The sequence below is a fragment of the Bacillus sp. FJAT-27445 genome, from assembly GCF_001510665.1.
Taxonomy (GTDB): domain Bacteria; phylum Bacillota; class Bacilli; order Bacillales; family Cytobacillaceae; genus Bacillus_D.
Window position 1 is genome coordinate 748,445 of record NZ_LMTI01000001.1, and the last position, 24,016, is coordinate 772,460.

The following is a 24,016-nucleotide window of genomic DNA, read 5'->3' on the forward strand; positions in this document are numbered from 1 at the left end:
TCGATTTTGTAAAGGATGTTTTTGGGAGCGGGCGATTCCAGCTCCTTAAAGTCTAAAAACGGTGTCCCCAAGCGGGAACACCGTTTTTCCGTCCTGTTATTAACGTTCGGTTTCATCCATTTCTTCAAAAAATCCAATTAATTCTTCAAAGTTTTTCGTTATCTTTATCGGCTTTCCCATATAGGACCAATCTGGAGTGTAAGGGTAAAATTCAATTATAAATTCCTCTTTTGAAGGAGTAGGAGTGACGGAAGACGAAAAAACAAAATCAAACTTTTTGGTGGTTACTGAAGGCATAGGAATTCTCCTCTCACTTTTGCAATACATTTATAGGTCTATTGTAAAGGGTTGGAGGAATCCATAGACGGCAATGTTTTGAATTATTCGTGAATATTGCAAACGTTTATGGCAACAGAAAAATGGCTGTGAAGAGGGTTGTACCCTTCACAGCCATTTTATTTTCGGTTCAGTTTTATTGATAATTCTCTTGATATTGGCCCTGTGCCTGTAAAACACGAACAAAGCCAGAAGGGTTACGATGATGATAAGCGGGATATCCCTTGGGGTTGAAAGGAGCGCGTAGGTAACAGCTCCGATCCCAGCCATCATGGAAGAAAGTGAAACATATTTTGTTAAATAAAGTGAAACAATAAAGATTGTAAACATGGCTAGAAACATAATCGGCGCATAAAACAGGAGCACGCCCCCTGACGTTGCAACAGCCTTACCGCCCCGAAAGCCGGCAAAGATAGGGTACATATGTCCGATTACCGCAATCATACCCGTTATTAGCGGATTAAAATCCTCATAACCGAAGAGCACAGGAAGGGCGGCGGCAAGCGTGCCTTTCAGAATATCGGCGAGCGTCACAGCAATCCCGGCTTTCACTCCCAGCGTCCTGAAGGTGTTCGTTCCTCCAAGATTACCGCTGCCGTACTGGCGAATATCCTTGTTATAAAAAACCTTGCCGATAATGAGTCCAGAAGGGATAGAGCCAAGCAAATATGCTAGTATGCAGCATACAACAATTCCAATCATACTAAAAATCTCCTTTACCTATTACAATGCGATGTTGGTTTTTGTGGAAGTTTCACTTTATCCCACTCTTTACGGGGATAAAGCCCCCAATGATGGAAGTTTCACTTTACCCCACTCTTAACGGGCAGTAAGGACCCCTCCGGGGACCAACTGCCCGTAAAGGTCCGATTGGTGAAATACAGTGAAACTGGCCGCTGTGTCCTTCCAGCGGCTTAGTTGAACCAATCGGGTTCGTACTGCCGCTTGATCTGCGCGCAGCGTAGATTTTAGCGGCAGTAGAACGGGACTAACCATCATCGGGGATAAAAAAGCTCCCCGATGATGGAAGTTTCACTTTACCCCACTCTTAACGGGCAGTAAGACCCCTCCGGGGACCAACTGCCCGTAAAGGTCCGATTGGTTCAACTAACCATCATCGGGGATAAAGCCCCCGATGATGGAAGTTTCACTTTACCCCACTCTTAACGGGCAGTAAGGACCCCTCCGGGGACCAACTGCCCGTAAAGGTCCGATTGGTTCAACTAACCATCAGCAGGGATAATGCCCCTGCTGATGGAAGTTTCACTTTATTGTACCATTTTCTCTTTAAAACGCCATATAGCCTAAAATGAATTTTTTTAAACCTCTAGCAAAAGCGGTGTCTCGCTGGCAGACATACTTTTGGTTTGCTACGATAAAAAGAGGAGGAGAGGAGAAGAATAGAATGGATTCGAATACTAAGTTAGGAAAACAGAGATTACTAGATGTTTTTCTCGTTTCGTTTAAATTGGGCTGTACTTCATTCGGTGGTCCGACAGCCCATATAGGCTACTTTCATAATGAATATGTGAAGCGAAAAAAATGGCTGAGTGAACAGGAATTTGCGGAATTAATCGCTTTATGCCAGCTGCTTCCCGGCCCCGCGAGCAGCCAGGCTGGGTTTGGGATTGGAATAAAACGGGCGGGGATTTTAGGAGGAATCGCTTCCTTCTTAGGGTTTACACTTCCGTCATTTTTATTGATGGCTATGTTTGCGTTTCTGCTTCAAGGGATCGGACAGGCAGAACACGGCTGGCTTCATGGCCTTAAAATTGTTGCAGCCGCAGTTGTTCTTTTGGCGGTGTACTCAATGGGGAAAAACTTTGTTACTAGCAAACCAACAGGGACCATTGCTATCCTGGCAGCCGCAGCAATGTTTCTTTTTCCTACTTCCATAGCCCAGCTCGGCGTAATGGCTGCTGCAGGCATAGCGGGTTATTTGTTTTGTAAAAAACCCGCTGCTTCTCAAATGACTGGCTCATTTACAGTAGTTACAAAAAATTTCGCTTTAATTTGCTTTGTTTTCTTTATCCTGCTATTTTTCCTGCTGCCTGCATTAAGGAATACAGGAATCGGGGCTACTCTGTCTGACAGCTTTTACAGGAGTGGCGCACTCGTGTTTGGAGGAGGCCACGTTGTGCTTCCATTGCTGGAACGGGAATTAGTCCCGACAGGCTTAATTACAAAAGAAGACTTTTTGGCTGGCTATGGAATGGTTCAAGCAATGCCTGGCCCTCTATTCACTTTTTCAGCTTATCTGGGAGCGGCTATAGAGGGATGGAAAGGGGCAATCATCGCGACTACTGCAATTTTTTTGCCGGGTTTTTTGCTCCTTGCAGCTGTTTTGCCATTTTGGGAGAAAATCCGCTCCAAGCCTTCAATCCAATCAGCGGTAGCAGGCATGAATGCCGGAGTTGTCGGTTTGCTTGGGGCTGCTTTTTATGACCCAATCTTGACCAGTTCGATAACTTCTAGAATAGACATCGCATTATTCACTTTGTTTTTCGGAATGCTCGCTTTCTGGAAAATACCTCCGTTTATCCTCGTTGTTATCGGGGCAGGAGCCGGTTACTTTTTCCTCTGATCTTGTAGGGGTTTTCCGATAAATTACGTCCAAATAAAGGCTAACTTTTTACAATATTATGGACTATTACCATTAACCCGATTTTCTGATTGAAGAAACGCAGAAATATTTCTATAATTTTACATATATACGTTTCAGTACGTTTACCCGCCGGCCATCTCATGCGTATATGGTCGGCTTTTATCTTATTTATGTAAAAAATCCATCAGAAGGTTGTGAGGGTATGAAGCCAAAGGAAGGTGAGCAAGGGGGCGGGAAGCTTGCCATTCGTCAGGCAAAATGTGATCGGGATATTCACATGGCTGTTTTCCAGCTCGATTCCAAAGGTGTCATTAAGGGTGCGACTGGTGAGTGGGACCGTATTTCGGGTTATTGTCCGAACGATTTGCTTGGCCAAAGCTTCCTCTTTCTTTTCAGCCTCGATTCTCTTCTGGGAAGCACGAACGATCTCCACTCCTATATTTCAAACGAAAAATGTACGATATTCACTAAAAACGGAAAAGAAAAAACCATTGGGATAAGCGCTGCATCGCTATTTTCGGAAACGGGAATATTGATTGGTTATGCGGGTGCTTTGCTCGAAGTATCGGATTCGACATCGAACGACGGACTTGAAGACGCTCTGCATACGGCCGAATCTTTGAACCGCGAGCTGGAGGCTAGGCTAACGGCAGAAATCGAAGCGAACAGGCAAAAGGATATGATTCTTATTCAGCAATCCCGGCTGGCGGCAATGGGTGAGATGCTAGCAAGCATTGGCCACCAGTGGAGGCAGCCATTAAATAATTTGTCCATGCTCTTCCAGGATGCAATGGATGCGCTCGAATTTGGAGAAATTAACGAGCAGTGCTTCGACATTTTTACGAAGGAAGGAATGGCGCAGGTTCATCTCCTTTCAAGGACAATCAATGATATAAGGAAATTCTACCGACAGAACCGGGAGAAAACGTCGTTTGTGGTAGCCGAAGCGATTGAGGATGCATTGGCCATTTTTTCAATCAGCCTAAAGAAACATGATATTGAGCTCGAATTCATCTATAGGGGACAGCAAATGGCTTTTGGCTACCCTAATGAATACAGCCAGGCAATCCTGAATTTACTCGCGAATTCAAGGGATGCCTTCGTCCATAAGGCCATCGACAATCGGAAAATTTCCATATCGATTTATGAGTCAGAAGGTTATACAGTTACAGAATTCCTTGATAACGCTGGCGGAATCGACCCTTCTCTTCAGCCGCTCATTTTTAATCCTTACTTTACTACCCGGCATAACGGGACAGGATTAGGACTCTATATGGTGAAAACGATCCTTGAACATATGGATGGGATGGTACAGGCTGAGAATTGCCAATCGGGAACGATGTTCAAGCTTTACATCCCAACTGTTCTTGCAAGCTCGAAAACCTATCCCACTTTGGTATAAATTCAACGCGGGCAAGTTCGGCTTTTTCTGTCCATGTCGTTCCCAGATTTTAAATGAACCACTGTTTGGTTAAGCAGAATAATGGTATTTTCAAAGGGAAAATGTAAACTATAGCTAATAGGATAAGGAGGGGCATGATTATGATGACATATCCAAGCCGAGAGGAAATAAAGGAAATTCTGAATAAATCAAAGCGAATTGCTGTAGTCGGGCTCAGCGACAATCCTGAAAAAACTTCCTATATGGTCTCAGAAGCCATGCAAAAAGCCGGTTATGATATCATCCCTGTCAACCCGTCAATTGACGAAGCGCTTGGGGTGAAGGCCGTTGCATCCCTTAAAGATATCGAGGGGCATGTTGACATTGTTAATGTCTTCCGCCGCCCTGAATATTTACCGGGAATCGCGAAGGAATTCGCGGATATCGATGCAGATGTTTTTTGGGCACAGCAAGGTCTTGAAAACGAAGAAGCCTACAATTTCTTAAAGGAAAAAGGGTATACGGTCATTATGGATCGGTGCATCAAGGTTGAACATGCCCTAACGAGAAGATAAAACTCTTTGTGAAAGGCTGCCCCATGGGCGGCTTTTTTCATGTTTTTTTCAAAAAAATAGGGTGAATCCTTCTCCCTCCAAGGAAAAACATCAGGAATTTTGTCAGAACTGGTTTGCCAAACCAAAATAAATCGATACAATAAAGCATAGACGGCTGGTCAAGTTATGGTAAAATTAACTTGCGAACAGCCGTTCTTACCAGCTATTTTTCGTATATTTACTGCCTAAAAGGATGATTGAAAGAAACGTAGTTCCTTTGGCACAGCATGAAAGGGGTTAAGTTAGTGTCAGCAAACAACTCTACATTTACTTATAATGATGATGCCATCCAGGTCCTCGAAGGACTTGAAGCTGTCAGGAAACGCCCGGGGATGTATATCGGGAGTACTGACGCAAGAGGGCTTCACCATCTCGTTTATGAAATTGTCGACAACTCTGTCGATGAAGTATTAGCGGGTTACGGGAACCATATCATTGTCCGAATCTTCAAGGACAACTCCATCAGCGTTATCGACAAAGGGCGCGGTATGCCAACAGGCATGCATAAGCTTGGCAAGCCGACGCCGGAGGTCATTCTTACAATCTTGCACGCTGGCGGAAAGTTTGGCCAGGGGGGCTATAAAACGAGCGGAGGCCTGCATGGTGTTGGTGCTTCGGTCGTTAATGCCTTATCAGAATGGCTTATTGTTACGATTAAAAGAGACGGGTTCGTCTATGAACAGCGATTTGCGGATGGCGGTAAACCAGCGACTACTCTTGAAAAAATCGGCAAAACAAACCAGACGGGAACGACCATCCATTTTAAGCCCGATCCAAGCATTTTTTCGGTTACAGCCTATAATTTCGAAACCCTTTGTGAGAGGCTAAGGGAGTCCGCATTTCTTCTAAAAGGAATGCGAATCGATATCATAGATGACAGGAATGGGGTCCAAGGGTCCTTCCACTATGAAAATGGCATTGAAGCTTTCGTTGAATATTTGAACGAAGGGAAGGAAGTTCTACAGCAGGTTGCCAGCTTTGAAGGCTCGCATAACGGGATTGAAGTTGATTTCGCCTTTCAATTCAACGATGGTTATTCCGAGAATGTCCTTTCGTTTGTAAACAACGTAAGAACAAAGGATGGCGGAACGCACGAAGCCGGTGCCAAAACGGCAATGACTAGGGTATTCAACGATTATGCCCGCAAGGTTTCCCTCCTGAAGGAAAAGGATAAAAACCTCGACGGCGCCGATATCCGTGAAGGTCTCTCCGCAATCGTCTCGGTCCGCATTCCCGAAAACCTCCTTCAGTTTGAAGGCCAGACTAAAGGAAAGCTTGGCACGAGTGAAGCTAGATCGGCTGTCGATTCAGTCATTTCTGGGCATCTATCGTATTTTCTTGAAGAGAATCCCGACATCAGCTCATTGCTAATTAAAAAGTCCATAAAGGCCTATCAGGCAAGGGAAGCTGCCAGAAAAGCCAGGGAAGAAGCCCGTAGCGGAAAAAAAAGAAAGCGCGCAGATGCCGTTTTGTCCGGAAAGCTGACCCCTGCGCAGTCCCGTAATCCACAAAAAAATGAACTGTACCTTGTCGAGGGGGACTCTGCAGGAGGTTCGGCAAAACAGGGACGCGATCGCCGATTCCAAGCCGTCCTGCCTTTAAGGGGAAAAGTCATCAATACCGAAAAAGCAAAACTTCAGGATATTTTTAAAAATGAAGAGATTAATACAATCATCCATGCGATTGGCGGCGGGGTCGGCACAGACTTTAGCGTGGAGGATATCAACTACGACAAGATCGTTATCATGACGGATGCCGATACCGACGGCGCTCATATCCAGGTTCTTTTGCTCACATTCTTTTACCGCTACATGAAGCCGCTTGTGGAAGCTGGCAAGGTTTTCATCGCCCTTCCGCCGCTTTTCAAGGTCAGCAGGGGTACCGGCAAGAAGGAAGTCATTGAATATGCCTGGAACGAAAGTGAACTCCAAGGCGCCATCAAAAAGGTTGGTAAGGGCTATATGATCCAGCGTTATAAAGGGCTCGGCGAAATGAACGCTGACCAACTGTGGGAAACGACAATGGACCCTGAAACTAGGACATTGATCAGGGTAAAAATTGATGATACTGCCCGAGCGGAACGCAGGGTCACAACCCTGATGGGGGATAAAGTAGAACCCCGCAGAAAGTGGATTGAATCGAATGTTGCATTTGGTTTGGAAGAAGAGGATGAACTTGATACGATACTTGAAAATGAAAATATTACCGTCGCCGAGGAGGAATTAGGGCAATGAGTTTGACAGAGAAATTCCGCGACCTACCCCTTGAAGATATACTTGGCGATAGGTTTGGCAGATACAGTAAATACATTATCCAGGAACGGGCACTGCCGGATGCGCGGGACGGGCTGAAGCCAGTCCAGCGGCGTATCCTGTATGCCATGCATTACGAAGGGAATACACATGAAAAAGGATTCAGAAAATCCGCGAAAACAGTCGGTAATGTAATCGGCAATTACCACCCGCATGGCGATTCGTCGGTTTATGAAGCAATGGTGCGGATGAGCCAGAATTGGAAAGTCCGCAACGTACTTGTGGAGATGCACGGGAATAACGGAAGCGTGGACGGTGATCCCCCGGCTGCGATGCGTTATACGGAGGCCAGGCTGTCCGCCATTTCAACTGAGCTCTTGCGCGATATTGAAAAGCAGACGGTCGACTTCATACCAAACTTTGATGACACTTCAAGCGAGCCGACTGTTTTGCCTGCTATGTTCCCGAATCTACTCGTCAATGGCTCTACAGGTATTTCTGCCGGTTACGCAACCGATATTCCGCCCCACCATCTTGGCGAAGTTATCGATGGCGTCATTATGAGGATGGATTATCCTGATGCCACGGTTGAACAGCTAATGACGGTAATAAAAGGCCCAGATTTCCCTACGGGGGGCATCATCCAGGGCGTGGACGGAATCCGAAAGGCCTATGAAACGGGCCGCGGAAAAATCATAATCCGCAGCAAGGCTGATATAGAGGATATCCGCGGCGGCAGACAGCAAATTGTGATAACCGAAATTCCTTATGAGGTCAATAAGGCCAACCTTGTCAAAAAAATGGACGAGTTCCGGCTTGACCGCAAGCTTGAAGGGATATCCGAAATCCGTGACGAGACAGACCGGACCGGACTAAGGATTGTCATTGAATTACGGAAGGATGCTGATGCTTCAGGCGTCCTGAATTATCTATATAAGAACAGCGACCTTCAAGTGGCCTATAACTTCAACATGGTTGCGATTTATAACAAGCGGCCTGTGCTGATGGGCTTAAGGGAGCTTCTTGATGCCTATATTGGCCATCAAAAGGAAGTTATAACCAGAAGGTCGAACTATGAGTTACGGAAAGCGCGGGAACGCCAGCATATTGTCGAGGGGTTGATAAAAGCTCTTTCCATTCTCGACCAGGTTATTGCTGCCATCCGGGCATCCAAGGATAAACGGAATGCAAAGGACAACCTCATTGCCAAATTCGGCTTTACCGAACTGCAAGCTGAAGCCATTGTTTCCTTGCAGCTATATCGATTGACTAATACGGATATTACCGCCCTTATGAAGGAAGCGGAAGAACTCGCGAAAAAAATCGAGGAGCTCGAATCCATTCTTGCCAGCGAAAAGAAGCTCTTCAGTGTCATTAAAAAAGACCTGAAGGATGTTAAAAAACGATTTGCAGACCCAAGAAGGTCGAGCATTGAGGCAGAAATAGAAGAAATAAAGATCAATCTTGATGTCATGATTGCAAGTGAAGATGTCATCGTAACGGTTACAAAAGAGGGTTATATCAAGCGGACGAGCCTTCGCTCCTTCTCAGCATCAAACGGGCAGGATTTAGCCATGAAGGATTCCGACCGGCTATTCGCGCAACTCGAAATGAATACGAAGGATGTCCTTCTTCTTTTTACAACGAAAGGAAATTATCTGTACGTGCCCGTGCACGAGCTGCCTGAAATCCGGTGGAAGGATATGGGCCAGCATGTCGCCAATATCATTCCGATTGACCGCGATGAAGATATCATTAAGGCGCTGCCGGTTAAGTCGTTTGAAGATGATTCCTATTTGCTTTTTGTAACCAGAAACGGAATGGTCAAGAAGACGGAATTAAAGCTTTACAAAGCGCAACGGTACTCCAGAGCCCTTACAGCAATCAACCTGAAGGATAACGACCAAGTTGTCGATGTCCATCTGACAGACGGCAAGAAGGACCTCTTCCTTGCTTCTACCTTTGGGTATGCATTATGGTTCAATGAAGACGAAATCAGCCCAATTGGAATCAGGGCAGCCGGAGTGAAAGGGATGAACTTGAAAGAAGGGGATTTTGTAGCCGGAGGAAAAGTGATCGATCCGGAGGGCAGGGAATCCATCATCATAGTTACCCAGCGCGGAGCGATTAAAAAGATGAAAATGAAGGAATTCGAGAAGACGACAAGAGCGAAACGCGGAGTAGTCCTCCTTAGGGAGCTGAAGGCCAATCCTCACCGAGTTGTCGGTATCGAGGCAGTGGAAGATGGCGGCCAGGTTACCATCCTGACGGAAAAAGGACAGCTTACCACGCTTAATACGAATGAACTTAGAAATACCGACCGCTATTCGAACGGTTCGTTTATTTTGGATGAAGCTGAAAATGGAAAGGCTATTTCCATATGGAAACAATCAGCTGGTACTGAAAACGAATCCTGATTTATGAAACAAAGGGCTGCCCGGCTTTTGGGGCGCCCTTTTACCTTTCTAGGGTTAGATTCAGTTCTCTGATTAACAGCATGAAATATCTTGAATACATTTAAAAACTACACTGATGAAGAGTTAAAATTTTTCATCGCCCAAAGTGACAAAACACGACAAACCGAGCGATTTTTTCTAGTAATCTTTCAAGCAATTTATTATACTATTTATAATATAGGCAATTATCTATCACTTTTTCTGAGGAGGCAACTACTTGTACTGTCCAAATTGCAATACATTGAATGATGATGCTGCGCGCTTTTGCAGCAAATGCGGGGAATATTTCGAGAAGAAAGGGCCTGTCGTTTGTCCAGACTGCGGAACTGAACCGAAAAAAGGCGAAGAGTTCTGCAATATTTGCGGATATAAGTTTTCTGGAGACAAGGCGCCCATCCCATCCACCCCGTCTATGAATGAAAATGGCGTTACAGGCACAAACGGAGTCAATAACAACCAGGACGGATATGCTCATAATTACAGTACATATGGAGATACAGAGGGTTGGAAGGACAGCGCGCGATTTGCCAACTTCGGCGAAAGGCTTGTCGCTGTTATCATTGACTCGGTCGTACTGGGTGTTTTCGGCTCCATACTTGGTTTTGTGTTTGGTGTTGTTGACGATAGCGGAACAATCTCCGACATTCTTTCTTTTATCATTGGTATAGGCTATAAAGCCGGAATGGAGGGCTCATCAAAAGGGGCGACACTCGGGAAGATGGCAATGGGAATAAGAGTTGTTGGGACGGACGGCGGGCGTATTAGCTATGGCCGCGCGATCGGAAGATATTTTGCTTCTATCCTGTCTGCTCTAATTCTCTTAATTGGTTATTTTATGGCCCTCTTCACAAAAGAAAAGCGCACCCTGCATGACATTATTGCAGGCACATATGTTGTTAAAAGATAAGCTAAAACAAGCCCCTTTTCGTTTAAAACGAGAAAGGGGTTTGTTTTTTGGCGGGGATTTGGGGGGACGGCTTCCTTAGGCAACTGTCACGGAATTGTAAAGGACGCATAGTATAAACCAAGTAGGAAAAAGGAAAGGAGCTTGCTTACATTGGCTACATTTGATCCTGCAAATCTGGCAGTTACGTATATTGCCCCTATAACGCCATTTAGGCCGTTGGAAGGAAGAAAATATACACTGGCCCATTCGGACATGACTGGAAAACTATTTTTGACTATCGGACCGGAATTCAGCTATTCTTCAGCTAATTCAACAAAGGATGAAGTATTTGCCGAATGGGTTCAAAAACTGGGTGAATATTCCCTATTCGCACGGGTTCATGTTAGCGGCGGAGAATTTGATGAACAGCATTCGAGAGTGCGGTTCATGATTTTTAAAAAGGAAATGGGATTAGCATTGACCTCAATCGTTTATGGAGATCAGGTTTTTTACAAAAGTTTCCCATGGCTCCTCGATGCACCCATCTACGTAAAATTCGAATCCATTTATCCGGATTTCGACCAAGTACTCTATTATGGAACTCCCCGGCAATATCTTACATCAGCCCTCCAGCAAAAGGTCCGGTAACAGCTCAGATCAATGAATCTGAGCTGTTGGTTTTTTTAAAGGAAATATTTCTAATACAAGCAATTTGTATTTTATTTAAATTGGTTATGATGAGGGGAAGATAGGTTCTTGCGTTTGCAGCAAACTGAAGAGGGGATAGATAAGAAAAGGAATGAATATTAGTGAAGGATGAGGAAAATTCACCTTTCCGGGAGTGACAATTTATATGAGAAAAAAACCTTACTTAACGGATGCAATCATCGGAAACTCCAGGATGCTGGCAACCTTGACGAAGGACGGCCAGCTTCAAAGGTTATCTTGGCCGAACATTGATTTCCCGCAGCATTTGGATCGTTTCTATACCGGTGTGTATGAGCTTGGGACGGGCCAAGGAACTTCATTTACGCATGAAGCCGGCTGGGAATACCGACAAACGTACGATGGCGATACACCTATCCTCATAACCATTGCTACGAACAATGATTTGGAAATCCAAATCCGACAGACCGATTATATAGTGCCTCATAAAGATATTTTTGTCCGAGACTATAAGATTGTCAATCTGTCAAAAAACCAGAGGAAATTAACATTTGTCCTATACTCCGATTTTACAATTGATGACCGAAAAAGATACAACACAGTCATGTTTAATCCAGTAGAAGACTGCCTGCTGCATTATTTCCGGCAATATGCCTTCGCAATCGGGAGTATTGAAGAGACTGCGCAATTTCAGAGCGGGAATGCTTTGGAAGCCGCCCGGGCAAACGAGCTGAACGGGAAGGCCATTATGAACATAACGGATGGAGCAATTTCCTGGGACCTTGGTGAATTTGAAGCTGGCGCTGAACAACATCTTCCAGTCTATATTTCAGCTGGGACAAGCTTAGAAACAGCAGTGGAAGGCTTTGCTGAGGCAAAAAGGCTGGGTGCCGAAGTTCTATATAGGACAACCTGTCAGTACTGGAAGGATTATTTAAAGAAGGCTAAGCCAATCCATATAGAAGATGAAAAAGCGAAAAAAGTTTATACACGTTCCTTGTTGACGTTTAAATTGCTGAATGATGAGGAAACCGGGGCTTTTATTGCCGGGCCGGAAGTCGATGAAGATTATGATTTTTCTGGTGGATATGCGTATTGCTGGGGCAGGGATGCCGCCTATATCGCTACGGCAGCCAGCCTTGCAGGATTTCACGACATTGTAACCCGATTTTATTATTCCGTAATGGCTACTCAAAGGGAGGATGGTGCTTGGGAGCACCGCTTTTACACAAATGGTATGCTCGCCCCGACATGGGGAATCCAGATTGATGAGTGCGGATCAATTCTATGGGGCATCCATAAACACTATGAAACGGCACAAGATGAAGAGTTTTTAGCTAAGATATGGCCGACCGTTGAAAAAGGGGCCGCTTTCCTTTGTACCTATATTGACCAGGAAACGAATTTGCCTCTCCCTACAAATGACATATGGGAAAAAAGGAATGCCGAACATATGTACTCAACCGCTGCAGTGTTTGGCGGATTGAAGAGTTCAGCCAAGCTTGCAAGGAAGCAAAAACGTGAAGATTTAGCGGAAAAATGGGAAAGAACTGCTGACCTGATGAAGCAGACTGTTGAGGAACGTTGCTGGAACGAAGGAACAGGCTCTTATTTAAGGGCGTTGAAACTTGCCGTTCATGAGAGTAAATACTTGGATGCCATAGAGGAAGGCAATGAAACGTTGATTGAAGAAGACTTGAAAGGTTATAAAACCTATAGGTTGATGGAAGATCCTGTGGTCGATATTTGCCTGCTAGGATTAAATGTGCCTTTTAATATGATTGATGAAAATTCGGAAAGGATGCAAAGAACCGCGGAAACAATTGAATGTCTGCTTACTTCTCCTATTACAGGCGGAATAGAACGGTTTCCGGGAGATGTGTATATCGGAGGCAATCCTTGGATTCTGACAACGTTATGGATGGCCCTGTTTGATATTAAAATCAGCAAGTTCGAGAAGGCCCGCAAATACCTGGACAGGGCTGTAAGCAACGCTAACCACCTTGGCCTGCTGCCGGAGCAAATTGATAAAAAAACAGGTGAACCCGCCTGGGTAATGCCGCTCACATGGTCGCACGCGATGTTCGTTCTAACCGTTATCGCTCTTGAAGAAAAGGGGGAGCTGAATCGTATGTAAGTGCTTTAAGACTGTAGCCAAATTCAGGAATCCGCTGAATTTGGCTGTTGTTTTTTATGTTAAAATTAACCTGATGACCACTAAATACTGAGATGATAGAGGGGGCTAAAGCGGTGATTGGTACATTGATATTTTCAGTTTTCCTATGGGTTGTTGGATTACTAATTTTATACGTTGTCATTGAAACTGCTGTGAAGAATGGAATCAACAAATCAATCCTGGGACAGCAGGCGGAAAAACGTGGCGGCTTAATAGTAAATAAGAAATCCTTTTTTGAAAATGATTTGGATAAGGGCTAATTTACAAGATTTATAGATATTCCGAGAAATTAAAAAGGGACTGATGGAATTGAAACAAATTATTACGCTCGGCGGGGGCGGCTTTTCAATGGAACCCGATAATTTGGCATTGGATCAATACATTTTGGGACAGTCAGGTAAAAACATGCCTAAAATTTGTTTTGTGCCAACTGCAAGCGGTGATGCGGAAGGCTATATTGCAAGGTTTTACCAAACTTTTGAAAAATTCAGCTGCCAACCGTCCCATCTATCATTGTTCATGCCCCCAACAAGGGATTTGGAGGGGTATGTCCTCGATAAAGATATTATTTATGTGGGTGGAGGCAATACACGGAACCTGTTAATTTTATGGAAGGAATGGGGGCTGGACAAAATTTTCAAGAAAGCGTGGGAGCAGGGCATCATTTTGTCAGGCATCAGCGCCGGCTCCATTTGCTGGTATGAGGAAGGAGTTACGGATTCATTCGGGAATGGACTTGAAGCATTACAATGCCTCGGTTTCTTGAAAGGAAGTAATTGCCCGCATTATGACGGGGAAGCTGACCGCCGGCCTGCATATCAGAGCCTGGTTGGTTCCAAAAGGCTGCTAGGAGGGATTGCAGCAGATGACGGTGTCGCAATCCATTATGCCGGCCAGGAAATTAAACGAATCGTCAGTTCACGGCCTAATGCTAATGCATATAAAGTCTATTATCATGAGGAAGTAATAGAAGACGAACTTGAAACGGAGTATTTGGGTACAGGTGAAAACTGAGAAATTGTTTACATAATATCAACAGTGAAGGAGAGATTGATTATTATTGTAAAAACTTCGCTTACATTATCGGTGCTTACCGAGAGCGACATTGAAGGGTTAATGGCATTATCAACTTCGGTTGGCTGGGATTATGATACAAATGAGATTACCACTATCCTGTCTTCTGGCCAAGTTTTCGGCCATAAAAATGAGAAGGGGGAGATTGTATCTAGTGCAGCAATCATTCCATATGATAATAAGCTAGCTTCAGTTGGAATGGTGATTGTCCATCACGATTATAGGGGGAAAGGGCTTGGTAAGGAAACGACTCAGGCCTGTATCGATTTTGTATCCGGACAAACTGCTGTGATGTTAATAGCAACCCCTAATGGAAAACCCATGTATGAAAAAATGGGTTTTAACGAAGTGGGCTCAATACATAAACTCGTTTGCAAGAAATATATCCCTTTCAATGGCAATCTTTCTGAGAAGCTAACAATTGAGGCGATGCAAGAGAATGACTTTGAGAAAGTGATTGAATTGGATAAACTAGCGTTTGGGGATTCCAGAAGGAAATTTCTCCTCAATCGAATTAAGCAAGCACATCAATCATTGATTATGAGGGACCAATTCGGATCCGTTTGTGGATTTGGGCTATCGATTTTAGGCCAGGTTAATATGATAGTTGGCCCCATTGTTGCTCCTGATTTCAAAGCAGCTGCAGATTTAACGAACCAATTGGCCTTTCATCATAATGGAAGGCTACGGATAGATATTCCCATTGATGACCAATTATTTATGGACTTTTTAGAAGAAAGAGGTTTTAAAAGAGCAAGCCAGCCGCCGATTATGATATTAAAATCACAATCGTTGCCCCACAGGAACAACAATTTATATGCTATTGCCGCACAAATATTCGGGTGAGTTGAGAACAATGCGTACTATAGGACGCATTGTAGAGATCGACAAAAGGAAGCGAGGAGGTAAACTCTTGCTTCCTTTTGTTATATTTACAGAAATCCTAAGGAACCTTGCCATGGACAACTTACAAGAACAAAATCTTGTATGCTATTGCGGTAAATTTTTAGATGAGTTTTGGAATAATGCGTCCTTTTGTACGCATTTTAGATTGTCCGCAAAAGGAAGTCAGAGGAGAAATCCTGTTATAACGAGGATATTGAAAAAATATACACCAACGACCCTTATGGTAACTGGTTGAATAACCGTATGGGTGCAGAATTCGATATCAGATTTAGAATTACGGGTGTAAGCCAAGGAAGTGGAGAGTAGTAAGGATAAATATAAACCATATTCGCCAGAAAATTGCGCTTGGGTAGAGCCATCCGTAAAGCTACAAAGCAATCATCGTGTTTCGAATAGTCAACAACTCATGACTGAAGTCACGAGCTTGTGAAGGCAAAAATCGCCTTCTGGTATCAACAGCCCAATATACGCCCGTTGGCATACCGAATTAATCACCTTCTTTAAGAGGTGAACTGTTTGACGAGGAACCAAGCAAACCCCGTTTAATCTATCACATGTGCTTGGCTATCGCTACATGTAACGGTTTTTGTTCTTGTTGCTTGAACATTTGACGATGCAGAGCTTTTCCTGCATCAACCCTATATGTTCAGTTTTCAAAGAACAAATTCTAGTAATATCATAGCATCTATATTGAGCGATACGAAATTTCGGCTTACGTGTCGGATACTTAATCCAGTACAATATCTCACCATTTATTAGCACTAGACCGTATCCGAAGGCGATTCATCTCACGACTGAAGTCACGAGGGGTTTGCCTAATTCTAAAATAACGATTAACAATGTTACAAAGAATCTTCGGCAGTGGGCTGATGAAGTAAAAGAAGTAGTTTCTGAGGATACAATCGTAGATAGAATGAAGAAAGGTATCACTGGAGAAGCATTGTTGAAAGAAAAAACATAACGAAAATAGAATTTTTCGGTGAATTAAGAACGATTTCAGATATTGCTAAAGAGTATGGACTTCGGGAAGCGCGAATTCGAGAACGCTATTTTAAGGATAATTTAAGGGATTTTGAGTTGGTTAAGCCATTAAAAGATGTATCTCCGAAGAAAGTGTTGGTCCGGGGTGAAATGCTTACTTTCAAAGAAATCTCGGAAAAGTACGGGATACCATTACACGTTGTTTCCGATAGAGTCTTTAAACAAAAATATGAAGGTGAAGAAATGGAGTAACAAAAATAGCGAAAGAATGGGAGAAGGAGACTGGTATTCCTGCGAGCACTATTTTGTATAGGGTAAAAAAGGGGTTGCCGGAGGAAGAAATATTAAGAGGAACTAAAAATAACAATATCCGATGAAATTAAAAAAGCAGAGTTTCTCTGCTTTTAATTTGGTTATTTGGGTTCCCAGTCTATGTCTAAATTTTCTATAGTCTCAGCTAGTTTATTATCGCCGGAGATTCGGTATTGTTCTTTCCCTATGATTGCAAAACCGTCACCCATTATGATGTCAAAACCTTTTTTCTTTGCTGTATCAGTATAAAAGGTTAACCAGTACTCAATTATCGGGAGTCTATCGTGAGTCATTAATTCCATTTTGGCTGGTTCATTTAGCAAACGGTTAATTATATCATTATTAGAAATAATGGCGGTTTTTCTTGTTACCGTGCCCTCATTATAAGTTGATATAGCTATATCAATTCTCTTTACTGTTTCATCATTTTTAAGTAACTCTGATACAACATCGCCGTAAGTGGTTTGCTTAATTGAAAAGTATTTGTAAGCGAAAAATCCGACAAATATTATAAAAATAGTTAAAATTAGGTGTTTATAAAATCTATTCATAAAACACCTCCCTTTACAAATATTAGCATAAAATACCAAAAAAATCGAGCATAACTAAGCATGCTCGATTCAATAATGTTTATAGAGGAATCCATCCACCAGATTGGGTTTGAACTTTTATAACCCTGTAGTCTCCTGGATAAGCAGAGTGAGCACCGTCAATGTAGTGATTGTGTTTCCCAGTGATAAAACGAGTTACTTTCCACGGAAATCCCATGTCAACCTTGCCATTTCCAACCTGGCAGAACAACATTTTGTATGCTATTGCCGCAAATCTTTGGATGAGTTTTGGAATAATGCGTCCTATAGTACGCATTGTAGAATGTCGATCCAACTTGCCAGTTTCTTTAAATTCATTACCCCAAAAAGTATGCATCGCTGCTGGACATACTTTTAAGGGCACGCAGTTTATTGAAATGGAGGGTAGCGGCTCCTTCGGAAAAAGCGGGAAAGTCGATAGACAAACCCGGAACGCTTGGAGTTTCTCTTCAATCTGCAATGTGAACTATAGTTCACATTCCGCTGCATTTTTTTGAGATGCAGCAACGATTCTATAGTAAAGCAGGATTAATCAACCGATTAAAAATACTAGGAAGGAGATATGGGGATAAAGCCAAGCTCTGCCAAAAAAGCATCAAATCAGCGGAACAATAAATATCCAAAAGAGCCATAACAAATGATTTTCATTTAAGGGAATGCTGTTCATTGTATAAACACTTTATAGAGGCTAAATGAAGGTTCAATTGTTTGTACAGTCTACAATGCGAACTATAGTTCACATTGATATTCTACTAATCTGGATTTCCTTACAAAAATCAGGCCATTTGCATCACCTTTTTGAGATAAGATTCTATAGCAAAGCAGGCTTAACTTTTTAATACCACATAAAGGAAAGGTACGGAATAAACCAAGCAATTGGGTGATTCTTTGCCATAAACCATCAAATGATGGAGTATTTTGGAATAAATTTTCGAGTTATTCGTGTGGAAAATTAAAAATCCCAGAGCTCCAACAAAATGAAAAAGAGGCATTACAAATGAATTTAAAGGATTCTGTTCATTAAATATAAAAGTAAACACTTTTGATAAGCTGATATGAGGATTCAATTTTTAGAATGAAAACAATCAATGAATCAAACGAACACAATTTTTTCATTCTGTCTCACTATCAAAAGTTTACTTTGATAGTGAGACCTGTTTCGCGCTTTTTTATTTAACTTCCTAGAATATATATTATGTTAACTGAAAAAGTAAAAAATAATAGAATCCAATACTATGATCGAATCCTATGACTTCTCCCTTCCCTGACCGCTACCGTAACATCAATAAACTCTGCGGCATACTCAATTATGTCACTCATATGAATTCCATATGTTTGGGCAAAAGCCCTTGCCTGGTCTAGCAGTTCACGGTCAAAAGTAGATTTATAGTGAACCCGGTCCGAACATTTATTCTTTATAAGATTAAGATCTTTTCCGTTCATTAAATTGTTCATTCCGCTTTCAAGTAAATAATTTGTATATGTATTGTTTTGTTTCGCGATTTCTTCCAGTTTTGCCAGAATACCTGAACTGACAGTTGTTCTGAACTTAACTCGTTTTGATATGGGCAGACTATCTTTATTTATGATTTGCAACATTTTTTCTTTTTTCCTCATAACGCAGTTTGTTCCACCGTCCCTATAGATGATATTCGCCAGTTTCCTCACACTATCTTTGCCAGATATAACTACTCGGTAAATTGGATTCAAACTCTTAGTTTTTTCTATACGAATTTTTGATTGCAGAGTCCACTCTTGGAATACGCTCAATAATCCCTGCGCGAAACAATAACTGCCGCTGGTTACTATAACTGTGTATCCCTCATTATCTACATATCCATCCCCATCAATGATCCCCCGTACAAAGGATGGCAAATAGTCTTGTGGACATTCAGGAAAATTAATTGTTAATGATTTCCTCTTTGTTATCCCAAGTTTACATAAGTTGTCCTTTAAAGCCTTTGAGCAAACGGTCAATGTATATAGATCTGCATCTGCACGTTTTGTTGGTCTGCCGGTGAATTCCATTAGTTTTGCTATTTTTCCCAAGAGTTGTGGATCCTTTTGGCTCAATGAAAAAGATTGGTTGCTAGGACAAATATTCCCATCCGTAACAATCAGCCCCACCACCCAAGCCATTTCATTGGTCCATTGGTCAAAAAATTCCTCGTTAACTTTATATTTCCTCGGCGGGCCGGTTCTAGTTGCCTTTATGCCATTTTTATTAAGCACAAAACGAATTCCCTTTTCTGTAAGTCCGCTAATCGCAGTCATTTCTTTATAGGATGCACCACCCAAATACAATTTAATGATGCACTCATCTGTTATACCTTCCTTTCTTGGCATTTTGTACCCCTCCCTCTCACGGAACATTTGTTCTATTTTTATTTTACTACATCGAGGAAGTTTCTCCAACTTTAACCACCTCTTTTAAAAAATAATCCATATATTTCAACTTTCGCAGGATGAAATAGGCAAATAAGCCTTGATATAATTGGGCAAACCAATGAACCAATGCTTAATTTGACTTTCTATAAATTTTTTGGTCAACTTGTTTGTCTTTTTAAGGCATCCTGAAGAAGCTCGATTAATTGGTGTAATGTGATAGCCCAGACGAGTTCATTTATTTTATCGCAAAGTTCATAAAACAGGGTGCCAATGATGCGGGCATACGGATTGCACCTGTTTTGCAACTAAAGCACAATATACCGGGCAACACAATGGCGGTATGGCTATGAACACTTTTACAAGAGTTTTGTCTGTGGGCCAGCCACTTTTCCGATTGTTAAGGCACTGAAGGAAACCGGGAACCGATGCCAGGCGAACTTTGGATGGTTGAGGAAACGGTAAACGTCATCCTTGGCAGGCAGGGCATCGCCTTTCTTTGATTCCAGAAGTCGAACCAGTTTTTTTTGATGGAAAATTATGCGGATAACCAATTGAAACAAGTAGAGACAGGTGAACCCAAGATTCTTCTTCCCGATACTGGCTTTCCTCAAGTGATTCAGTACTTCCAATTCTGTAAAAACTGTCTTTAATTCATTCGGCAGTTTGTTGTTTTGTTCCTTTTGCTCTAACATGTAGAGGACACCTCTTACCATGGGACGAGGTTTTTTTCATACTCTAAACTGATTGCCAAGGAACATACTGCACGGAATGCTGCAGATTAAGAGAAATCAAAAAGGAGTACAACAGTAGAATTACTTTCTGCAGTACTCCTAAGTCTAAAATGATAACTACTGTTGCCTCAACCAACTTTGGTTCATGAATCGAGGCCTCTTCGAGAACAAACGCAATAATTCCTCATTTTCCTTTTGCATAGGAAATGTAATGTTTTTTGCTGTACAAAGACGCTTGTTAGGATTTCTTGGCGGTGATGTTTTTTTATTGGAACTCATAATATAAATCACTACCTATTCCGCTTCTTTTGTATAGGTTATGCGACTTTGCGGAGAAATAACATAAAAAAGAGAAGGTAATTTGCATACCTTCTCTTTCCCTTTATTTATTATTCAGCTGCTCGCCTAATTGCGTCCATATCATTAGCTTTCATACGGCCAATCGAACGGTCCAGATTAATGATTGTTGGCCTTTTGTTCGGGTTTCTAGGAGGAACACTACCGTGTCGGGAAGGTCTTTTTGCTTGAGCTTTACGTTCAACTTTTAAAGGTGATCCAACTGTCATATCTTCCACACTCCTTTTATCTTCTCTTAAGAATATCATATTTTACTCTTGATTTCATCTTCGCCATCAATTTCTTCTTCATCTTCGCTAGGTAAGAACTCATCTTCGTTGTATTCCAACCACATATCAAATGTATATAGAAGGTTTAACATAATAGAAGCATCAGCCCCTGTTACTGCACTACCTTTCCTGGAACTTACAACAAAGAGCAAGTTATAATACTCACCATAGTAAGGAAATAACACAGCGTTATTTTCCTTTTCGATGATTTCGATATTCTCTCCTTCTAAGAGCGTCTTGATAGCTTGTTTTTTACGCATTCCCATTCCCTTTAGAGTAAAATCGTGTTCTTCTATGATCTTTTCATAAGCAGCAGTGACATTCTGGCGAAAGATACCCTCGTCATTGGATGATTCAACCATGTAGGAATAGACTTCTAGATGGAAAGATGACGCAAAGTTTTTCAAATAAGAGAGAACGGATTCTTCATATTTCTCCGGCGTAAAATCAAATTCATCCACCTGCCATTTTGCTGCGCTCTTGGGCATCATTTGATTTACTTTTAGGAGCTTATCACTCAATTCAACAAATGCTCCCCTATTCTTATTTATACTTTCCACCAAACTCTCATGTTGTAACTCATTCGTCATAAATTTAGTGATATCCGGCGTCTGAAAAACAAATAAATCAATAACAACCACACTGATAACCAAAGCAATCAAATGCTCTAGCTTTTGCCCAACATCCGGAAATACATTAAATGCCCATAAGAAAAAAGCCATTAGAACAACAAAGCCATAATATATTTTCCTCATAGCTATGCGATGCTTAAGATAAAATTCCCGACTCCATATGTATAGACCTATACTAAAGGTGATCCCAATCAAAAGAATGACAAAAACCGTGACCATATACCAGCTCACTTCCACTCAAATCCCTCCTTTCACTCCCTATATTATGGCATAAGCTTGCTGTGAGAAAAATATGGAATCTGAGTTATCCATGATAATTTCGTTTTGGACGAATTTTTGCTCAGGACTTGGTCAGAATCAATCTGGTTCTTCGCTCGCTTATACCGTATTTCTTTGCCATTACCGATGTTTTTTCACTATCAATCTCTCTATTTCTTTCTTCTTCCAACATTTCTCTCCCCCTTTCCAACTGTAATCATATTCATTTTTTCAAGCAAAGAAAAAGTTCTTGCTCTTTTCCTAAACCGACCAACTTATAGGTATATCCACTATTCTACAGGGGACCCTAAAAAATGCGACCTACTATGGACTCTGCATTTTTAAGATTCTATAATCCAAAATAAAAAACGAATAATCAGGATGTCGTCATGAAGGATTATACGTGCATTTTTCCAGGGAACTGCCTTTTCCAGTGCTTCGCTCCAAGGGCTGCCAAACTCCCTTCCGAATACATATTAGAACCAGGACAAGGACTGTCTATCTTCAATAAAAATGAAGGACTGAATGTTGTTTTTCAAAAAATCCATGTACTCGTTCGCCCGGAAAATATACGTGAAGTACGAGTTCAAGGCGAAAAGGTCCATTCCCGCTGATAAAGCAAAAAGCATTAACCGGGTTTCATAAGGAGCATTTTGGTATACTTAGAACAAACAAACACACAATCTTGTTAATCTACATAGTTAAGGAAAGGAAGCGAGCAAACATGGCTAAGCAGCAAATTGGCGTAATCGGCCTTGCGGTAATGGGTAAAAACCTTGCCTGGAACATGGAAAGCAAAGGTTACAGTGTCGCGGTTTACAACCGCTCCTCTGAAAGAACGGACGAAATGGCGACAGAATCTGAAGGTAAAAAGATTTTCCTAGCTTATTCAATTGAGGAATTTGTCAATTCCCTTGAAAAACCCCGCAAAATTATGCTGATGGTGAAAGCTGGCGCGGCTACCGATGCTACCATTGACCAGTTGAAGCCTTACCTGGATAAAGGCGATATCCTTATTGACGGCGGAAATACTTTCTTTGTCGATACCCAGCGGCGTAATAAGGAGCTGAGCGAACTTGGCCTCCATTTTATTGGGACAGGCGTATCAGGCGGCGAGGAAGGCGCGCTTAAAGGCCCTTCCATCATGCCGGGCGGACAAAAGGAAGCCTATGAACTTGTCGCCCCAATTTTCAAGGATATTTCCGCAAAAGTAAATGGCGAGCCATGCACCACCTATATCGGGCCGGACGGTGCCGGACATTATGTAAAAATGGTTCATAACGGCATCGAGTACGGGGATATGCAGCTGATTTCCGAGGCTTACTTCCTTCTGAAAAATGTATTGGGACTAACCGCCCAGGAACTTCACGAAGTGTTTGCGGAATGGAACAAAGGCGAACTAGACAGCTATCTAATTGAAATCACAGCCGATATTTTCAAAAAAACTGATGAGGATACCGGAAAGCCGCTCGTAGATGTCATCCTTGATACCGCCGGCCAAAAAGGAACAGGAAAATGGACAAGCCAAAGCGCGCTTGATCTAGGAGTCCCCCTACCAATCATCACGGAATCCGTATTTGCCCGGTTTATTTCAGCAATGAAGGAAGAACGCGTTGAAGCGAGCAAGATTCTCCGAGGGCCGGCTGGCAAGAACTTTACTGGTGACCGAAAATCCTTTATTGAATCAGTGCGCAAAGCGTTATACATGAGTAAAATTTGTTCCTATGCCCAGGGATTCGCGCAATTAAGGGCTGCATCCGAAGAATATGGATGGGACCTTCGCTACGGAGACATCGCGATGATTTTCCGTGGCGGCTGCATCATCCGGGCGCAATTTTTACAAAAAATCAAGGAAGCGTACGACCGGGATCCAGGCCTGAAAAACCTCCTGCTTGATCCATATTTTAAGGAAATCGTCGAAGGTTACCAAGATGCACTAAGGGAAATCATTGGAGTCTCCGTGCAAAATGGCATTCCTGTCCCTTGCTTCTCAGCTGCCATTGCCTATTATGACAGCTACCGGAGCGAAACTTTGCCCGCGAACCTCCTTCAGGCCCAGCGCGACTATTTTGGCGCACATACGTACCAAAGAGTCGATAAAGAAGGCGTTTTCCATACCGAGTGGATGAAATAGAAATAGTAAGGG

General features: G+C 42.5%; 18 protein-coding genes. 12 read left to right on the forward strand and 6 right to left on the reverse strand.

From position 1 onward, the window contains the following. Positions 1 to 99: 99 nt before the first annotated feature. On the reverse strand, positions 100 to 297 hold the full coding sequence (locus AR337_RS03735; protein ID WP_059170652.1) for a hypothetical protein: 198 nt from the start codon (positions 295 to 297) through the stop codon (positions 100 to 102). Between the two features lie 147 nt (positions 298 to 444). Further along, entirely contained in the window at positions 445 to 1,038 is a 594-nt protein-coding gene (gene plsY, locus AR337_RS03740) for a glycerol-3-phosphate 1-O-acyltransferase PlsY (RefSeq protein ID WP_059170653.1), read from the reverse strand. A 703-nt stretch (positions 1,039 to 1,741) separates the two neighbouring features. On the opposite strand from plsY, the gene chrA reads away from it, so the two are divergent. The 11 genes from chrA to AR337_RS03795 all read left to right on the forward strand — a co-directional run bounded on the left by chrA (position 1,742) and on the right by AR337_RS03795 (position 15,292). Continuing rightward, positions 1,742 to 2,920, forward strand: coding sequence for a chromate efflux transporter (chrA, locus tag AR337_RS03745; RefSeq protein ID WP_059170654.1), 1,179 nt, complete (start codon positions 1,742 to 1,744; stop codon positions 2,918 to 2,920). 223 nt (positions 2,921 to 3,143) lie between these two features. Next, positions 3,144 to 4,343 carry a HAMP domain-containing sensor histidine kinase gene (locus AR337_RS03750; protein WP_059170655.1) on the forward strand — a complete coding sequence of 400 codons (1,200 nt, stop codon included), beginning with the start codon at positions 3,144 to 3,146 and terminating at the stop codon, positions 4,341 to 4,343. A gap of 143 nt (positions 4,344 to 4,486) precedes the next feature. Then, the gene (locus AR337_RS03755) at positions 4,487 to 4,897 is read left to right on the forward strand and encodes a CoA-binding protein (RefSeq protein ID WP_059170845.1); all 411 of its coding nucleotides are present in this window, start codon (positions 4,487 to 4,489) and stop codon (positions 4,895 to 4,897) included. A gap of 284 nt (positions 4,898 to 5,181) precedes the next feature. Continuing rightward, a complete protein-coding gene (parE, locus tag AR337_RS03760; RefSeq protein ID WP_059170656.1) occupies positions 5,182 to 7,170 on the forward strand; it encodes a DNA topoisomerase IV subunit B in 1,989 nt (662 codons plus the stop codon). Next, positions 7,167 to 9,605 (forward strand): DNA topoisomerase IV subunit A, encoded by a 2,439-nt coding sequence (parC, locus tag AR337_RS03765; protein WP_059170657.1) that lies wholly within the window; start codon positions 7,167 to 7,169, stop codon positions 9,603 to 9,605. The genes parE and parC overlap by 4 nt, the downstream gene beginning before the upstream one ends. Positions 9,606 to 9,861: 256 nt before the next feature. Further along, positions 9,862 to 10,551 (forward strand): RDD family protein, encoded by a 690-nt coding sequence (locus tag AR337_RS03770; RefSeq protein WP_059170658.1) that lies wholly within the window; start codon positions 9,862 to 9,864, stop codon positions 10,549 to 10,551. Between the two features lie 150 nt (positions 10,552 to 10,701). Continuing rightward, positions 10,702 to 11,178 (forward strand): staygreen family protein, encoded by a 477-nt coding sequence (locus AR337_RS03775; RefSeq protein WP_059170659.1) that lies wholly within the window; start codon positions 10,702 to 10,704, stop codon positions 11,176 to 11,178. 205 nt (positions 11,179 to 11,383) lie between these two features. Beyond that, positions 11,384 to 13,333 (forward strand): glycoside hydrolase family 15 protein, encoded by a 1,950-nt coding sequence (locus AR337_RS03780; RefSeq protein ID WP_059170660.1) that lies wholly within the window; start codon positions 11,384 to 11,386, stop codon positions 13,331 to 13,333. A 113-nt stretch (positions 13,334 to 13,446) separates the two neighbouring features. Then, positions 13,447 to 13,632 carry a hypothetical protein gene (locus AR337_RS03785; protein ID WP_253701463.1) on the forward strand — a complete coding sequence of 62 codons (186 nt, stop codon included), beginning with the start codon at positions 13,447 to 13,449 and terminating at the stop codon, positions 13,630 to 13,632. Between the two features lie 49 nt (positions 13,633 to 13,681). Then, a complete protein-coding gene (locus AR337_RS03790) occupies positions 13,682 to 14,386 on the forward strand; it encodes a peptidase E (RefSeq protein ID WP_059170846.1) in 705 nt (234 codons plus the stop codon). Positions 14,387 to 14,422: 36 nt separating this feature from the next. After that, positions 14,423 to 15,292, forward strand: a complete 870-nt coding sequence (locus tag AR337_RS03795) for a GNAT family N-acetyltransferase (RefSeq protein WP_253701465.1) — start codon at positions 14,423 to 14,425, stop codon at positions 15,290 to 15,292. Between the two features lie 1,454 nt (positions 15,293 to 16,746). On the opposite strand, the gene AR337_RS03805 is transcribed toward AR337_RS03795, so the two are convergent. From AR337_RS03805 to AR337_RS03830, 4 genes are all read right to left on the reverse strand, one after another. Next, entirely contained in the window at positions 16,747 to 17,196 is a 450-nt protein-coding gene (locus tag AR337_RS03805; protein ID WP_059170663.1) for a hypothetical protein, read from the reverse strand. A gap of 1,272 nt (positions 17,197 to 18,468) precedes the next feature. Next, positions 18,469 to 19,581, reverse strand: coding sequence for an LAGLIDADG family homing endonuclease (locus AR337_RS03815; RefSeq protein WP_172797495.1), 1,113 nt, complete (start codon positions 19,579 to 19,581; stop codon positions 18,469 to 18,471). Positions 19,582 to 19,979: 398 nt separating this feature from the next. Further along, positions 19,980 to 20,315 (reverse strand): hypothetical protein, encoded by a 336-nt coding sequence (locus AR337_RS24010; protein ID WP_059170666.1) that lies wholly within the window; start codon positions 20,313 to 20,315, stop codon positions 19,980 to 19,982. 640 nt (positions 20,316 to 20,955) lie between these two features. Next, positions 20,956 to 21,849: a type II toxin-antitoxin system SpoIISA family toxin gene (locus tag AR337_RS03830; RefSeq protein WP_059170668.1), complete on the reverse strand. Its 894-nt coding sequence runs from the start codon at positions 21,847 to 21,849 to the stop codon at positions 20,956 to 20,958. 718 nt (positions 21,850 to 22,567) lie between these two features. Between AR337_RS03830 and gndA the strand changes: the two genes are divergently transcribed. Continuing rightward, entirely contained in the window at positions 22,568 to 24,004 is a 1,437-nt protein-coding gene (gene gndA, locus AR337_RS03840) for an NADP-dependent phosphogluconate dehydrogenase (RefSeq protein ID WP_301335707.1), read from the forward strand. Positions 24,005 to 24,016 lie beyond the last annotated feature (12 nt).

Coding starts and splice junctions, on each gene's coding strand:
- AR337_RS03735 (WP_059170652.1), bottom strand. CDS start 297: ATGCCTTCAGTAACCACCAAAAAGTTTGATTTTGTTTTTTCGTCTTCC.
- plsY (WP_059170653.1), bottom strand. CDS start 1,038: ATGATTGGAATTGTTGTATGCTGCATACTAGCATATTTGCTTGGCTCT.
- chrA (WP_059170654.1), top strand. CDS start 1,742: ATGGATTCGAATACTAAGTTAGGAAAACAGAGATTACTAGATGTTTTT.
- AR337_RS03750 (WP_059170655.1), top strand. CDS start 3,144: ATGAAGCCAAAGGAAGGTGAGCAAGGGGGCGGGAAGCTTGCCATTCGT.
- AR337_RS03755 (WP_059170845.1), top strand. CDS start 4,487: ATGACATATCCAAGCCGAGAGGAAATAAAGGAAATTCTGAATAAATCA.
- parC (WP_059170657.1), top strand. CDS start 7,167: ATGAGTTTGACAGAGAAATTCCGCGACCTACCCCTTGAAGATATACTT.
- AR337_RS03780 (WP_059170660.1), top strand. CDS start 11,384: ATGAGAAAAAAACCTTACTTAACGGATGCAATCATCGGAAACTCCAGG.
- AR337_RS03805 (WP_059170663.1), bottom strand. CDS start 17,196: ATGAATAGATTTTATAAACACCTAATTTTAACTATTTTTATAATATTT.
- AR337_RS03815 (WP_172797495.1), bottom strand. CDS start 19,581: ATGCCAAGAAAGGAAGGTATAACAGATGAGTGCATCATTAAATTGTAT.
- AR337_RS24010 (WP_059170666.1), bottom strand. CDS start 20,315: ATGTTAGAGCAAAAGGAACAAAACAACAAACTGCCGAATGAATTAAAG.